This is a genomic window from Sphingobium sp. CFD-2, from assembly GCF_024611135.1.
Lineage (GTDB): Bacteria > Pseudomonadota > Alphaproteobacteria > Sphingomonadales > Sphingomonadaceae > Sphingobium > Sphingobium fuliginis.
Genome location: NZ_CP084408.1, coordinates 99,558 through 113,090, shown reverse-complemented (window position 1 = coordinate 113,090; position 13,533 = coordinate 99,558). Strand labels below are relative to the sequence as shown.

Sequence of the window (13,533 nt, the reverse complement as noted above, 5' to 3'; positions counted from 1 at the left end):
GGGGCAGAGGCCCCTTCTTTTCTATACGCATCAATGCGCCCCTCCCCTCATCACGCAGATGATTTTACGATGGCGGGCGGCCTCCAGGCTAGCGGCAGGGACACAAGCAGCGCTAGCGATAGACCACCAATCCCCCACAGAACGAGCGGCTGCGCCCCGGGAGCGACGATGGCTATCGCCAGCGGCGCGAGCGCCTGCCCGATGCTGGCGGCGGAATGCTGGAAACCGAGCTTCACGCCTGAAGGGGCCCCGCCGCCGCTGATCCAGAAGCTGGTGACCAATCGAAGGGTTGCCGAGCTCCAGCCGGCAGCAACGATGATCCCACTGAGCTCGGCCATACTCGCGGCGACAGGAAACATGAAAAGTGCCACAGCCAGCAGGCCCAGCGTCAATCCGGCAAGCCGCCTCGGCACAGTGACCAGCCAATCCAGCTTTGCATGGAAGATCTGTGCCGCCAGCATGCCCAATCCGCAGAGACTGAGCATCCAGGCGATCTCTTCGCGGCTCAGCGAAATGGCGCTCCGCGTCACCAGGAGATTGACATGCATCGCCGCCAGCCCGCCGCCCGCGACGATCGTGATAAAAAGCAGGATCAACGTCGCGCCGAGCGTAGGCGCGGGCAGGTCTCCGCCATCGATGCAAGGTGCACACCAGCGCGGCAGACGCACGGCGCAAAGCGCCGCCCCGACGGCACCGATGCCGAGAGCGAGGATCATGAGGGGAGCGCGGGGCAGGATCGCGGCCGAGACCTCCGCCACCAGCGGACCGGCGAGATCGCCCAGAAACACGAAGGCGGTCAGCCAGGTGAAGCGGCGCGCCTGGTCCGCGCGCCCGCTTGCGGCAAAGCTCGCGCAGAGCAAGCCCAACGGTATGATGGCGGCCGACGCCATCCCCGCCACCAGACGCAATGCATAAAGCTCAGGCAACCCGACGAGGCCGATCGGCGCGGTCACCAGCGCGAGGATGACCAGCGCTGCGCGCAACATCGCCCGATAGTCGACCCGGTCCGCGATCCAGCCCCAGAGCGGCGCCGCCAGCAAGGCTGCCAGGGGATGGACCGCAGTCAGGCTCGCGACGTGAAAATCATGAGCGCTTGACGATAGCGCGCCACGAGCCGGGTCGACCAGTGCCGGAAGGAAGGCGAGAATGGCCGTCTGTCCCGCCGACGCCGCAGCCGCCGCGAGCAACAAGACGAAAAAGGAGGCCGGCCAGCGACCGTTGGCTTGCGATCCAGCCTTGTCACGCGGCGCGTTCGCGGTCGATCCCTCGAGTGGCCATCCGCGGATCACCACCAGGCGCGCAAGCCGATCACCAGCCTGTGTTCGGAAGGCCCTTCCCTGCGCAGGCGACGGAAATCGGCCGTGCCGTCAAATGCGCGCTCCCAGACGAAGCCGATATAGGGCGCGAACTTGCGCGACACCTCGTAGCGCAACCGTCCGCTCAGCTCGACATTGCTGAAGCCGCTGCCGAGCTGCCGATCGCTCGACCGCTTCGAATAGATATTGGTTTCCACCTGCGGCGTAAGGATCAACCGATTGGTGAACAGGACCTCATAGGAGGCCTTGGCGCGCGCCGCGAGACGCCCATCGGTTCCTACATAGCCGATGAGCTGGACGTCGAACCAATAGGGCGCCAGTCCCTCGACGCCGGCGGCGAGCCAGGTGGTCGCACCCTTGCCGAGATCCTGCCTGACCCCGAGCAGCGTGCCCCAGAACGGGTTCTTGCTGTGCCACCACAGCGCCTCGACGCTGCTCTCCGGATCGAGACGTTGGTCGCGGGAGTTCTTGAGCCCCTGGCTGCGCAGCCAGAGCTTGTCATTGTCCTGACCCTTGGTGACGAGCACGGTCCAGCCCACGCCCTGACCCTCGTTGCCGCTGGTGAACTCGAGCTCATCCACAAGTATCTTGGGGATCGAGAGCTTGTCGGCCATCTCATAGCCCGGCAGCGTCGAGTTGCGATAGCCGTCGGCATAATCGTCCGAGTTGCGCGCGTCCGGCGGGGCCTTGCCACCCTGCATCGAGCCCATGTCCATCGTGGCGCCGTTACCGGACGCCTTCGTGTCGGTCATATCCATGCCCGGCATGTCCATGCCCGCATGCTCCTGAGAGCCTTGCGCGGAAGGTGAGTTTGGATCGGGAGTGGCCGTTTGGGCAGGGGTGGCGGCGGGCGACGGGGGCAAGGCATCCTGCGCGAGGGCGGGAGCCGTGATCGCCGGCGCCAGGAAGAGGGCAACGCCAAGAGCAATGCCGCGCGAGGGGATAATCCGGATCATGCGACCACCACCTCCCGGAACATGCCGGCCGCCATGTGATAGAGCAGATGGCAGTGGAAGGCCCATCGGCCCATGGCGTCGGCGGTGACGCGGAAGCTCACCCGCTGGGCGGGCTGGACCACGACCGTATGCTTGCGGACCTGGAAGGCGCCGTCCGGGCCTTCGACATCGCTCCACATGCCGTGCAGATGCATCGGATGCGCCATCATCGTGTCGTTGACGAAGGTGACGCGCAGCCGCTCGTTCGGCTTGAAATGCAGCGGCCGGGAATCGTTGAGCTTGATGCCGTCGAGCGACCAGATGAACCGTTCCATATTGCCCGTCAGATGCAGCTCGATGTCGCGCTCGGGCTCGCGCGGGTCGGGATCGCCGCCCGGCGTGCGCAGATCGGCCAGCGTCAGCACGCGCCAGCCGCGCCCGCGCAGCCCGGCGCCGGGATCGTCCAGATTGGTGCGGGGATAGTCGACGCGCATGTCGGTATTGGCGCCATATTCGGTGCGGGCGTGCTGTGCCCTGGCCGGCATCTCGGTCATGCCGTGCCCGGCATGCGCGTCGCCTCCCATTGCGCCCATCGTCGCCATCGCGCCCATCATGTCGACCGGCTCGAGCCAGGTCCGGGCATCGAGCGGCGGCACGGCTGCCGCCATGCCCGGAGCCGGTGCGATCGTGCCGCGGGCATAGCCGCTCCGATCGATCGCCTGCGCGAAGATGGTGCGGGCGCCGCCCTCGGGCATGGTGAACTCGACGTCATAGGTCTCGCCCGGGCCGATCCGGAATTCCTCGACCGTGACCGGCTCGACCGGCTGCCCGTCGGCCGATACGACCGTCAGCTCGACCCCCGGGATCCGCACGTCGAAGAACGTCGCCGTCCCCGCGCCGACGAAGCGCAGGCGCACGCGTTCGCCGGGCGCGGCGATACCGGTCCAGTTGCCGGCGGGCGGCGCGCCGTTCATCAGATAGGTGTAGGTCGCGGCAGAGACATCGCTGTAGTCGGTCGGGTTCATCCGCGAGCTGTTCCACATCCGCCGCCGCTCGAGCGCCTTCCCAAGGCCCATGGCGCCGACATCCTTGAGGAAGTCGCCGGCTGTCGGCTGCGCAAAATTATAGTAGCTGCTCTGCTTCTTGAGATTGAGGAAGATCTGCAGCGGCGGCTCGTCCGACCAGTCGCTGAGCACGATGCAATAGTCGCGATCGGGCGCCCGCGCCGCCGGCGCCTGTTTCGGCTCCACGATGATCGCTCCATAGAGTCCCGTCTGCTCGGCGAGCGTGTGAGCGTGATACCAGTAGGTTCCGCTCTGGCGGACCTCGAAGCGATAGGTGAAGGTCTCGCCCGGCGCGATGCCGGCAAAGCTGATGCCGGGCACGCCGTCCATCTCCGCCGGCACGATGATGCCGTGCCAATGGATGCTCGACATCTCCTTGAGGCCGTTGCGCACACGGAGCGTGACCGTGTCGCCTTCGCGCAGGCGCAGGACCGGCGCGGGCACGCTGCCGTTCACGGCGGTCGCGATACGGCGTTTGCCGGTGAAGTTGACTGGCAGCTCGGCGATCTCGAGGTCGAACTCGGTCCCGCTAAGCTCGGCGGGCGAGACTGGGGCGGATCGCGCGAGAAGCGCCGGGGCGAAGCCGGCAACCGCGCCGCCGATCGCCAGCCCCTGGACGAAACGGCGCCGTGCGATCGGCCGGATATGTAAGGGAGACATGAACTGTACTTTCGCGAAGTCGGGTTCAGGCGAGGTCGAGGACGATCCGGCCCTCGATGTCGCCATGGTGCATGCGGGAGAAGACGTCGTTGATGTTCTCCAGCTTGTCTGCATGGACCGTGGCCTTGACCTTGCCGTCGCCGGCGAACGCCAGTGCCTCGAGCAGATCGAGCCGCGTGCCGACGATCGAGCCTCGCACGGTAATGCCGTTCAGCACGGTGTCGAAGATCGACAGCGGGAAGTCGCCCGGCGGCAGACCATTGAGCGCGACCGTGCCGCCGCGCCGGACCATGCCGAGCGCCTGCTGGAACGCCTTGGGCGAAACGGCGGTGACGAGCGCTCCGTGCGCGCCGCCTATCGCCTTCTTGAGCGCTGCCGAAGGGTCCTCGCTGTGCGCGTTGACCGTCAGTGTGGCGCCAAGGCGTGTAGCGAGGTCGAGCTTGCTATCGTCGATGTCGACCGCGGCCACATTGAGACCCATGGCACGGGCATATTGCACCGCCATGTGGCCGAGCCCGCCGATCCCTGAGACGACCACCCACTCGCCGGGTCGGGCCTCGGTGGCCTTCAATCCCTTGTAGACGGTGACGCCCGCGCAGAGGATCGGCGCAATGTCGAGGAAGTCGACATTGTCGGGAAGGTGACCAACATAGTTGGGATCGGCGAGGACATATTCGGCAAAGCTGCCATTGACCGAATAGCCGGTGTTCTGCTGTTCGTGGCAAAGCGTCTCCCAGCCACCCAGGCAATGCACGCAATGCCCGCAGGCGGTGTAGAGCCAGGGCACGCCGACCCGGTCGCCTTCCTTCACATGGGTGACGCCCGCACCGACGGCGGCGACATGCCCGACGCCTTCATGGCCAGGAATGAAGGGCGGGTTGGGTTTGACCGGCCAGTCCCCTTCTGCCGCGTGCAGGTCGGTATGGCACACGCCGGTTGCCGCAATCTTGACCAGGATCTGCCCGGGGCCGACCGTCGGGATCGGCGCGTCCTCGATGACCAGGGGCTTGCCGAATTCGCGGACGACCGCCGCCTTCATGGTTTTCGCCATGTCCGTTTCTCCTTTTGAGCGAGGGGTCAGAACAGGCCGAGCGCGTGCTCGTCATAGGAGACGAGCAGGTTCTTGGTCTGCTGATAATGGTCGAGCATCATCCGGTGATTTTCACGCCCGAAGCCCGACGCCTTGTATCCGCCGAAGGCGGCATGGGCGGGGTACTGGTGATAGCAGTTGGTCCAGACCCGCCCGGCCTCGATCGCGCGGCCCAGACGGTAGGCGGTGTTGCCGCTCCGGGTCCAGACGCCCGCGCCAAGACCGTAGGCGGTGTCGTTGGCAAGTGCGATCGCCTCCTCGACCGTCTTGAAGGTGGTGACCGCCAGGACGGGACCGAAGATCTCCTCCTGGAAGATGCGCATGTGGTTCTGACCCACGAACACGGTCGGCTGTACGAAATAGCCCTGGTCGAGCGCACCGCCCGGCAGCGCCTTGGCGCCACCGACCAGACACTGCGCGCCCTCGGCCTTGCCGATATCGATATAGCCCAGGATCTTGTGGAGCTGGTCCTCCGACGCCTGCGCGCCGACCTGGACCGAGGGGTCGAGCGGATCGCCCTGGCGGATCGCGGCGACGCGCGCCACGGCGCGCTCGATGAAGCGATCGAAGATCGACTCATGGATCAGCGCGCGCGACGGGCAGGTGCAGACCTCGCCCTTGTTGAACGCGAACAGCGTGAAGCCTTCGAGCGCCTTGTCGAAGAAGGCATCGTCCTCGTCGAGCACGTCCGCCATGAAGATGTTGGGCGACTTGCCGCCAAGCTCCATCGTCTGGGGGATCAGATGGTCGGCGGCCGCATGCATGATCTGCTTGCCGGTGACGGTCTCGCCGGTGAACGAGACCTTGGCGATGCGCGGATTGGCGGCGATCGCCTGGCCGACGGTCCGTCCCGGGCCGGTGACGACATTGAGCACGCCGGGCGGCAGGATGTCGGCGGTGAGCTCGGCGAACATCAGCAAGGTGAGCGGCGTCTGGGATGCGGGCTTGATGACGGTGCAGTTGCCCGCCGCCAGCGCCGGGGCGATCTTCCACGCCGCCATCAGCAGCGGGAAGTTCCACGGGATGATCTGGCCGACGACGCCAAGCGGCTCGCGAAAATGATAGGCGATGGTGTCGGCATCGATCGTCGAGATCCCGCCTTCCTCGGCCCGGATGCAGCCGGCGAAATAGCGGAAATGGTCGATCGCGAGCGGAACGTCGGCAGCGCGCGTCTCGCGGATCGGCTTGCCGTTGTCGATCGTCTCGGCAAGCGCCAGCAACTCCATATTATCCTCGAGCCGGTCGGCGACGCGATTGAGAATCCTGGCGCGGTCGGCGGGCGAGATCCTTGCCCATTGATCCTTGGCGGCGTGCGCCGCATCGAGCGCGCGCTCGACATCTTCCGGCGTCGACAGCGCAAACTCGGCGATCTGGGCGCCATTGATCGGGCTCGTGTCCGCGAAATACTCGCCGCTCGCTGGAGCGCTCCATCGACCACCGATGAAATTATCATAGCGGTGTCGGAAGGACGCCGCAGCATTGATGGTCCCGATCGCCTTCTCGAACATCGCCTGTCTCCATCTTTACCGATTCCTGATGAAGTAGGCCTTCTGATGAGACGGCCTATAAGTAAGTTCCGCAGACAAAAATCAGGCAGAGTTTTTACGAAGCGCCAGGCTGGACACGCAAAAGAAGCCGATGATTTTCTCATCAGCTCATAGATTATCTCGTCGCCTAAGCAGGCAATGGCTCTCGCCATTCAATCGCGGCGCAGAGGTCACTGAAGTTGATCCGGCCATGCTTGGTCGGACCTCTTAATCGTAAGCGCGGACCCGCAGCTCGGTGCCAACTCCTGGAGCTTTACGCATCGCGGGCTCCTCTCTCTCGCGGTGGACGCCTGCTTCTCGTTATGAAATCCTAGAAACTTGGAACACCTCTTGAAGAACAGGCCCGCCGCGGGGGCAGCGGCGGGCCCTCAGCCCCAGGGGTCTGTTCTCGGGGCTGGAAACCTCACATGTCGCTCATCGGCTTGTCGGCCATAGGCGTGGCCGGTTTCTTCTTGGCGGCCGGCTTTGCCTTTTTCATCGGCATCTTGCAGCAACCGCTCTTGGGCTTGCCAGCCTTGCTCGAACCGCTCCCCTGCGACGAGCCACCAGACATTCCGGCCATGCCCGCAGCGCCCTGCTGGCCTTGCGGCTTCTGCATGCCGGCTTGGTGATCCTGCATCATTTGGTCGTGCATCTGCTGCCCTCCATGATCCATCCCCTGCTGATGGGCATGGGCGGTGGATGGCTTCGGCTGCGCAGGGGCGTGCTGGGGCGCGGCGGGTGCCGATTGCGCCAGACCCGCGCCAGCGAAGTTCAGGGTCGCCAGGCAGCCGATCGCGCCGACTAGAAGTTTCGTCTTTCGCATTGTGGTTCTCCGCATGATGAGTCCTTGCCCGATCGCCGTTTGCGACCGCGACCATACCGACCCCTCATGCGGGCTTGGCCCTTTGGTCTGAATACGTAAGTTACGAATCCGCACTGGATCAGGACTGGCAGGCCCGCGATCTTGCGGGCGAAACCATGGTCCAAGGGTCCAGCGGATTCATGACTGCATCGCATTAAAGCTCGTGCAGACCTTTATTCTGAAACGCAATTGGCCCGCCGGGGAAACGGCGGACCAACGTTGCGGCCCGGTCAAACGATACCAACGCCTTGTATGGTGAGGCTTTGATCAACCGACCTCTGATGGGCTTTTGGTTCAGCACCCCCCGCCCGACCGATGCGACATGTCAGAAGCCCCCTCCTGGCTCCCCGATTCCCGCATGGCCATCCGGTGGCCTCGCATCATCTCACCGTGCATCTGGTCCTTGCCGTGCCGCATGCCCTCCATATGGGCCGTGCCGGACTGAGCCGGCGCAGGCTTGGCCTTGAGCGTCTCCTCGAGATCCGGCATGTCCGACGGCATGCCATCGGCGAGAACAGGCCCGGCACCGAGGGCAAGGAGGCCGAGGGCTGCGAGCGAAGTGATAACTACCGTTTTCTTGCGCACTATCGATTCCTTCAAGTCTGGTTTCCGTTCGACCGGCTTCAGATCCGGTCGTTTCTCGCTCCTCCGGGAGCTTGCCCTTGAGATGGTATCGGTCCTGACCCGGCAGTATACGTAATATGCGAAGCGGGTGGTCAGCCGGTCATGTCCGCCATCATTCGGCAGCTCGCCGCGCATTTCTTGCAGGTGGCCGAGCAACGCGCGATCCGCTGGTCCTCGCTATGACGCCCGCATTCCTCGGCGCAGCGCTCGCAAGCATCGGCGCAGGCGCGGCACAGGATGCGGTGCAGAGCCGATTCCCGCAGCATCGAGTTGGCTGTCGCCTGGCACAGTTCCGCACAGTCGTTCAGCATGGCGATCAACGACGCGCTCGCCAGCGCGCTGCTTTGCTTCGTCAGCCAGGCGGCGGTTTCGAGGCACATGCGGTGTGAAGCCAGGCAATCGTCGATGCAGTCCGTCATCGACATCGCCATCCCTTCCATTCGATGCTGCTGCCCCGCCGCCGGCGCAGCCAGCGTTCCGGCGGCGGCAAGGCCGGCGCCCGCCATCAGCAATTCGCGTCTCTCGATCATCATGCACCCTCCATCGGCTATCCCTTGCGCGGTGTGCCGCATCCGGCGGCCTCAGCCGTCGCCGGCGACCCATCCGACGCCGCACGCGCCTTCTCCCGCGCCATCCGGGTTTCCTCCCAGGGCCAGTGACCGTTGATCTCGACCCCGAGCGAGATGCTCAGGAAGGTCCGCACCAGCACAAGCCCGGCCAGCACGATGAGATCGTCGAGCGTCGGGTTGATCACCAGCGACTTGACGATGTCGCCGGCGACCAGAAATTCCAGGCCGAGCAGGATGCTGCGGCCGAGCGCCGAGCGGAACGTGCTATAGGCCTCGGTTCGGTCGCCCGCCCTCGCCCGCCGCGCAAACAGAAAGGTTGCGAGCCCCGCGCCGACCAGGATGGTCAGCGTGCCCGCCAGTTCCAGGCCGATCACGGCGAGCCGGAAGAAGGCGCTCAGCCAGTCGGCCTCAATGGTGATCATACCAGCCTCGCTTGCGGATATTGTTGAAGCTGTCGGTGGCGTGACAGGCATAGCATTGGTCGACGCGCGCCTTCGATCCGGCTGCGCGCTGCGAGACCATGCTGAAATGCTCCATGAAGTGACTGGGCGGCGCCTTATGGCACTCGGCGCACTGCGTCGAATTGACCGATGGATGGCGGTAATTGGCGATCTTCCAGCTGTCGGTCTTGTGGCAGCTCGCGCAGTCGGTGCCGAACAGGCCCTGGTGCGGATCGCGGAACGCATGGCAGCTCGCGCAATTGAGCGCGGTCTCGGGGGTCAGGCTTCGAGTGTTTGTCGACATGCCCGCCAAAGGCTGCCGCCACTTCGCCATGTCGAGCAACGCGGCGTGATCCATGCGGATGATGCCGCGCTCTCCCTCATGTTCGACGTGGCAGGAGGTGCACTGCGTCGCTTTCGCGTGGAACTGCGTCGACTGCTTCGTCCCGAAATCGGTGCCCGCATGGCAGGTGAGACAGGTCCGGGTTTCGACGCCCTTGCCCGGCGTGTGGCAGGCCGTGCATTGGCCGGCAAAGGACTGGTGCGCGCTCGAGAGCGGGCCGGGCGAGACGAGCTGCGCCACCAGGCCGGCATCCCTCGGCGCGTCCGATCGCATCCGGATCGCGACCGCGGCGACCATCACCAGCAGGGCTGCGATGAAGACGGCGTAGGAAAGACGCTGCCAGCTCATAGCCAGCGCAGCCCGTAATAGATCGCCGCGCCGACGTGGAGCGCGAGCAGCGCGAAGATGAGACAGCCCAGCAGGATGTGCAGGAACCGCCACCGCGCGAACAGGGTGTTGGTTGCCTCTTCGGCACGGATCGCGAATTCGGTATCGGCCAGCGCTGCGGCGATCCCCGCCTTGTCCTGGGGGCGCTGGCCCGCGGACGCATCCCCGGCGACGAACAGATAGCGCTTCCAGCCCGACAGCGGCGGGGCTGCGGTATCGGCCTGCGTCGGCGCCGCCGGCTCCTCGAGGAAGGCGGCGCGAAGCGAGGCCAGTTCTGACCTGCGTCCGCGCAGCGCCCGACCAAGCTGGGCAAGCAGGTAGCGGCCGATGAAGCCGGTGATGACCGTCATCAGCAGGAGGACGGTCAGAAGCAGGCCGACCGGGCTTTCGAGCTTGTGCGCGGCGTGGACCAGACCCAGGATCGGCGCCAGCACGCCGGCATAGATGTGGATGGCGAGCAGGGTTGGCTTGCTGACGACCCGGGAGAGCGCCTTGTCGACCCAGGCGATGTGCTTGGCCGCGACATAAGGAAGCGTCAGCAGCATCAGCACGAGCGCTGCGATCCCGATGATCCCGCCGGCCAGGCTACCCGGAAAGCGGGGCGACACATGCACGAGATAGCCGAACGGGAACAGCAGCAGGAACGCGACCAGCAGGCCCACGGCAATGTCGCTGCGTTCGCGCATCAGGCTTCGACCACGAGCGGCGTGCCCGTCCCCTTCGCCTGGCACGCGAGCACATAGCCTTGCGCCTTGTCGGCGGGCGCAAGGCCGGATTCGACCTCCATCGTCACTTCGCCCTGCAGCAGCTTGACCACGCAGGCGCCGCATGTGCCCGCACGGCATGCATAGGGGATCTCGACGCCCGCGCCCTCGGCCGCCTCCAGCACGGTCTCGTCCGCGGGCAAGGCCGCCGACACCCCCGACACGGAGAAGGTCACCGTGCTCGGCGCCACCTCGGCGCTCGGGGCCGGCTTATCCGCTGGCGGGGGCGCGGGCTTGACCTCGAGATCCTCGTGGTCGGCCGGCAGCGAGGCCGGACCGAACGCCTCGGTGTGCAGCTGCGCGTCGGGGACGCCGAGTTCCGCCAGCACGCCGCGCATCGCGCCCATCATCGCCGGCGGGCCGCACATATGGATGCGCCGGCTCGCGATCTCCGGCACCGCGGCCAGGATCATCTCGCGCGTGATCGGCCCTTCGGGGCCCATCCAGACGGTGCCGGGCGCGCGCTGCATCGCGGCGACGACATGGAGGTTGGGAAAACGGCGTTCGAGCCGCTCGAGCTCGTCGCGGAACACGAATTCCTCGGTCGACCGTGCGCCGTAGAAGAAGAAGATATCACCCTTCCACGCGGTGTCGGTGAGATAGCGCAGCACCGACATCATCGGGGTGATGCCGACCCCGCCCGCGATCAGCACGATGCTCTGGGCATCCGTTCCCGTGAAGGTGAAGGCGCCGAACGGTCCGCTGACCTTCAGCAGATCGTCGGCGACGACCTTGTCGTGCAGGTATCGCGAGACCACGCCCTGCTCCTCGCGCTTGACCGTCAGTTCGACATAGGCCCGCTGGGTCGGCGAAGAGGCGATCGTGTAGGAACGGCGCGCGGTCTTGCCCGCTTCGGGCTCTACCTCGACCTGCAGGAACTGGCCCGGCAGGAAGTCGAACGGCAGCCGGTCGGCGGTCGGGTCCGCGAGCCGGAAGGTCAGCACGCTCGGCGTCTCTCGCACGATCTGGACCACGCGCAGCTGCCCCGCCCAGCTTTTGGGCTTGCGCAGCGACGCCCCAGCGGGTGCGGCCGCATTGCTCGGCGCGAGCCCGGCGCTGTCGGCAACGGGTGCAGGCGCGGGCGCAACCCTGGTAGCGGGAGGGGCAGCCTTCGGCTCCGGCTTTGCTGGAACCTTGGCGGTGGCGACACCGCCGGCGATCGCCCCGATCCGCCGCAGGCGGAAGATCTGCAGCGCGATAAGCGTGGCGCTCACCAGCCCCAGGAACAGCATGAGAAGGAGGTGCGAGGGCGAGATGCCGAACCAGTGATCGGCATGGCCGGGCGCGGCCTGGTCGATGTCGAGCTGATCGCGCAGCCAGGCAAGCCCGACCTCCCGGGGCGGCTGCAAGCCCCCGATCGCGCCCTGCGCGGCGGTGCCGGAGCGGAACAGGTCGGTTCCCTCGCGCAGGCGCCGCGCCGCATCGAGCCGGGCCGAGACCGTGGTCGCACGCGCGCCGTCGGCCGAGGCGGCGTTGATCATCGCCAGACCCGTGCTTACCCGTTCGCCGGCCTGCGCAGCGACCCGCTGCCTTGCCGCTTCGTCAAGCGCGGGAAAGGCGAGCAGCTGCGAGATGAAGCCGGTCCGGCGCGATTCGTGGCCGTGCTCATTCTCCCCTTCCCCATTGATCATGCGATCCATCATGGGGTTCATCATCTTCGCCATGTCCGACGACCCCGGCTCTGCCGGTGCGGACATGCCCCCGCCGGCCGGCATGCCTGCGCCATGATGCGCGGCATGATCCTCGCCCTCCTGCGCGCCCGCGCTCGCGGACAGGCTGAGAGCGATTGCGCAGCCGAGGCTCAAGCGTCGAAGGCTGATCCGCCTGGACATCCTCATCCCCTTAGTGTGCGAGCCTACATATCCTTCATCGGCATCGCCGCATTGCCCGGCGCGGGATCGGGTGCCGGCGCGGTCTGGTTGCCGGCCCCGGCGCGCATCGCGTCATGGTCCATCGCCTGACGGTGATGCCGCTCCATCTCGGCCTGGTTGCTCATCGCGTCCATCGGCGCCGCGTCTGCAGCGTTGCCGCTGTCGGTCAGGACCGGGGTGGCGGCGACGCTGTTCGCCGCGGGCGGCACCGTCTGGTCGGCCTGGCGGTCGCAGCCCGAAAGCGCGAGCGCCAGCAACAGGCTTCCGCCGACAAGTGGAAGGGCTTTCTTCGCATGGTCGATCATGGCTTTGCTCCTTGGCTTGAAAACTGTGTCCGGGCGCCATCCCTGGCGTCCGGACCGGCTCATTGCGCGCTGCGCAGAATCCGGCGACACCGGTCGTGCGAGAGGTTCATCGGGTTGCGCCCCTGCCCCTTCATCTCGCCATGATCATGCGGCGTCTGGAGACCCATATTGCCCTCCATCGCCCGGCAACTCTCGACCTGCGCCGAGGTCGGCCGCGTGGTCACACAGGCGCCTAGAAGCAGCGCCGGCGTGAGGACGGCGATCAAACGCATTTTCTTCATGACAAAACCCCTTTCGCTCGTGGTGATCGTTCGTCCTGCGCTGCCTGATGTTTCTTGTTATGCTGCTGGTCTTTCCGCCGCGCCGTCAGGAAGGCGAGGATCGGGCAATCGGAGACCGGCACTTCGCCCGGGCATTCGTCGGCGAGCATCCGCAGCATGTCGCGGATATCCGACAGGCGCTCGAGCCGGGCTTCGGCGTCCGCGATCTTGGCAAGCGTGATATCGAGCACGGCCTGGGCATGCGCGGTGTCCGACGCCCTGAGTGCCAGCAGCTGCCGGGCCTGTTCGAGTGTGAAACCAAGCTCCTGCGCCGAGCGGATGAAATTGACGCGCTCGAGGTCGGTCGCGTCGTAGAGCCTGTAGCCCGCTGCCGTGCGCGCGGGCTCGCGCAGCAGGCCCATCCGCTCATAATAGCGGATCGTATCCCGCCCCACGCCTGCGGCCGCGGCCAGTTCGCCGATCTTGAAATTGCCCATGTCATCCGCTCGATCAT

At 66.1% G+C, this 13,533-nt stretch carries 16 protein-coding genes; 1 reads left to right on the top strand and 15 read right to left on the bottom strand.

What is annotated here, in order from left to right; genetic code table 11:
* Positions 1 to 50 precede the first annotated feature (50 nt).
* The 6 genes from LDB29_RS27720 to LDB29_RS27695 all read right to left on the bottom strand — a co-directional run bounded on the left by LDB29_RS27720 (position 51) and on the right by LDB29_RS27695 (position 7,246).
* Positions 51 to 1,292, bottom strand: a complete 1,242-nt coding sequence (locus LDB29_RS27720) for an MFS transporter (protein ID WP_007683345.1) — start codon at positions 1,290 to 1,292, stop codon at positions 51 to 53.
* Positions 1,286 to 2,272 carry a copper resistance protein B gene (locus LDB29_RS27715; RefSeq protein WP_257558580.1) on the bottom strand — a complete coding sequence of 329 codons (987 nt, stop codon included), beginning with the start codon at positions 2,270 to 2,272 and terminating at the stop codon, positions 1,286 to 1,288. The genes LDB29_RS27720 and LDB29_RS27715 overlap by 7 nt, the downstream gene beginning before the upstream one ends.
* The gene (locus LDB29_RS27710; protein ID WP_007683343.1) at positions 2,269 to 3,975 is read right to left on the bottom strand and encodes a copper resistance system multicopper oxidase; all 1,707 of its coding nucleotides are present in this window, start codon (positions 3,973 to 3,975) and stop codon (positions 2,269 to 2,271) included. Before LDB29_RS27710 ends, LDB29_RS27715 begins: the two co-directional genes overlap by 4 nt.
* Positions 3,976 to 4,000: 25 nt before the next feature.
* Positions 4,001 to 5,026 carry an alcohol dehydrogenase AdhP gene (adhP, locus tag LDB29_RS27705; RefSeq protein ID WP_007683342.1) on the bottom strand — a complete coding sequence of 342 codons (1,026 nt, stop codon included), beginning with the start codon at positions 5,024 to 5,026 and terminating at the stop codon, positions 4,001 to 4,003.
* A gap of 26 nt (positions 5,027 to 5,052) precedes the next feature.
* Positions 5,053 to 6,573, bottom strand: coding sequence for an aldehyde dehydrogenase family protein (locus LDB29_RS27700; RefSeq protein ID WP_007683341.1), 1,521 nt, complete (start codon positions 6,571 to 6,573; stop codon positions 5,053 to 5,055).
* Between the two features lie 442 nt (positions 6,574 to 7,015).
* Complete coding sequence (locus LDB29_RS27695; protein WP_242003391.1) at positions 7,016 to 7,246, bottom strand: hypothetical protein; 231 nt, start codon at positions 7,244 to 7,246, stop codon at positions 7,016 to 7,018.
* 12 nt (positions 7,247 to 7,258) lie between these two features.
* Here LDB29_RS27695 and LDB29_RS27690 point away from each other — a divergent pair, with 12 nt between their 5' ends.
* Positions 7,259 to 7,399 (top strand): hypothetical protein, encoded by a 141-nt coding sequence (locus tag LDB29_RS27690; protein WP_242003392.1) that lies wholly within the window; start codon positions 7,259 to 7,261, stop codon positions 7,397 to 7,399.
* A gap of 351 nt (positions 7,400 to 7,750) precedes the next feature.
* Here the strand turns inward: LDB29_RS27690 and LDB29_RS27685 are convergent, their stop codons facing one another.
* From LDB29_RS27685 to LDB29_RS27645, 9 genes are all read right to left on the bottom strand, one after another.
* The gene (locus LDB29_RS27685; RefSeq protein ID WP_013039105.1) at positions 7,751 to 8,041 is read right to left on the bottom strand and encodes a hypothetical protein; all 291 of its coding nucleotides are present in this window, start codon (positions 8,039 to 8,041) and stop codon (positions 7,751 to 7,753) included.
* Positions 8,042 to 8,172: 131 nt separating this feature from the next.
* Positions 8,173 to 8,613: a four-helix bundle copper-binding protein gene (locus LDB29_RS27680; protein ID WP_007683338.1), complete on the bottom strand. Its 441-nt coding sequence runs from the start codon at positions 8,611 to 8,613 to the stop codon at positions 8,173 to 8,175.
* Positions 8,614 to 8,627: 14 nt separating this feature from the next.
* Positions 8,628 to 9,071: a DUF1622 domain-containing protein gene (locus tag LDB29_RS27675; RefSeq protein ID WP_007683337.1), complete on the bottom strand. Its 444-nt coding sequence runs from the start codon at positions 9,069 to 9,071 to the stop codon at positions 8,628 to 8,630.
* Positions 9,058 to 9,780, bottom strand: coding sequence for a hypothetical protein (locus LDB29_RS27670; protein WP_007406380.1), 723 nt, complete (start codon positions 9,778 to 9,780; stop codon positions 9,058 to 9,060). Before LDB29_RS27670 ends, LDB29_RS27675 begins: the two co-directional genes overlap by 14 nt.
* Positions 9,777 to 10,505, bottom strand: coding sequence for a hypothetical protein (locus LDB29_RS27665; RefSeq protein ID WP_007406424.1), 729 nt, complete (start codon positions 10,503 to 10,505; stop codon positions 9,777 to 9,779). Before LDB29_RS27665 ends, LDB29_RS27670 begins: the two co-directional genes overlap by 4 nt.
* Positions 10,505 to 12,415, bottom strand: a complete 1,911-nt coding sequence (locus LDB29_RS27660; RefSeq protein ID WP_013039106.1) for a 2Fe-2S iron-sulfur cluster-binding protein — start codon at positions 12,413 to 12,415, stop codon at positions 10,505 to 10,507. The genes LDB29_RS27665 and LDB29_RS27660 overlap by 1 nt, the downstream gene beginning before the upstream one ends.
* A 23-nt stretch (positions 12,416 to 12,438) precedes the next feature.
* Complete coding sequence (locus LDB29_RS27655; RefSeq protein ID WP_007406382.1) at positions 12,439 to 12,759, bottom strand: hypothetical protein; 321 nt, start codon at positions 12,757 to 12,759, stop codon at positions 12,439 to 12,441.
* Positions 12,760 to 12,818: 59 nt separating this feature from the next.
* The gene (locus tag LDB29_RS27650; protein ID WP_257558556.1) at positions 12,819 to 13,040 is read right to left on the bottom strand and encodes a hypothetical protein; all 222 of its coding nucleotides are present in this window, start codon (positions 13,038 to 13,040) and stop codon (positions 12,819 to 12,821) included.
* Positions 13,037 to 13,516 (bottom strand): heavy metal-responsive transcriptional regulator, encoded by a 480-nt coding sequence (locus LDB29_RS27645; RefSeq protein WP_007406417.1) that lies wholly within the window; start codon positions 13,514 to 13,516, stop codon positions 13,037 to 13,039. Before LDB29_RS27645 ends, LDB29_RS27650 begins: the two co-directional genes overlap by 4 nt.
* Positions 13,517 to 13,533: the final 17 nt, after the last annotated feature.

Excerpts from the sequence above, each read along its gene's own strand:
- LDB29_RS27715 (WP_257558580.1), bottom strand. The coding sequence starts at position 2,272 with ATGATCCGGATTATCCCCTCGCGCGGCATTGCTCTTGGCGTTGCCCTC.
- LDB29_RS27710 (WP_007683343.1), bottom strand. The coding sequence starts at position 3,975 with ATGTCTCCCTTACATATCCGGCCGATCGCACGGCGCCGTTTCGTCCAG.
- adhP (WP_007683342.1), bottom strand. The coding sequence starts at position 5,026 with ATGGCGAAAACCATGAAGGCGGCGGTCGTCCGCGAATTCGGCAAGCCC.
- LDB29_RS27700 (WP_007683341.1), bottom strand. The coding sequence starts at position 6,573 with ATGTTCGAGAAGGCGATCGGGACCATCAATGCTGCGGCGTCCTTCCGA.
- LDB29_RS27695 (WP_242003391.1), bottom strand. The coding sequence starts at position 7,246 with ATGCACGACCAAATGATGCAGGATCACCAAGCCGGCATGCAGAAGCCG.
- LDB29_RS27690 (WP_242003392.1), top strand. The coding sequence starts at position 7,259 with ATGATCCATCCCCTGCTGATGGGCATGGGCGGTGGATGGCTTCGGCTG.
- LDB29_RS27680 (WP_007683338.1), bottom strand. The coding sequence starts at position 8,613 with ATGATGATCGAGAGACGCGAATTGCTGATGGCGGGCGCCGGCCTTGCC.
- LDB29_RS27675 (WP_007683337.1), bottom strand. The coding sequence starts at position 9,071 with ATGATCACCATTGAGGCCGACTGGCTGAGCGCCTTCTTCCGGCTCGCC.
- LDB29_RS27670 (WP_007406380.1), bottom strand. The coding sequence starts at position 9,780 with ATGAGCTGGCAGCGTCTTTCCTACGCCGTCTTCATCGCAGCCCTGCTG.
- LDB29_RS27665 (WP_007406424.1), bottom strand. The coding sequence starts at position 10,505 with ATGCGCGAACGCAGCGACATTGCCGTGGGCCTGCTGGTCGCGTTCCTG.
- LDB29_RS27660 (WP_013039106.1), bottom strand. The coding sequence starts at position 12,415 with ATGTCCAGGCGGATCAGCCTTCGACGCTTGAGCCTCGGCTGCGCAATC.
- LDB29_RS27655 (WP_007406382.1), bottom strand. The coding sequence starts at position 12,759 with ATGATCGACCATGCGAAGAAAGCCCTTCCACTTGTCGGCGGAAGCCTG.
- LDB29_RS27650 (WP_257558556.1), bottom strand. The coding sequence starts at position 13,040 with ATGAAGAAAATGCGTTTGATCGCCGTCCTCACGCCGGCGCTGCTTCTA.
- LDB29_RS27645 (WP_007406417.1), bottom strand. The coding sequence starts at position 13,516 with ATGGGCAATTTCAAGATCGGCGAACTGGCCGCGGCCGCAGGCGTGGGG.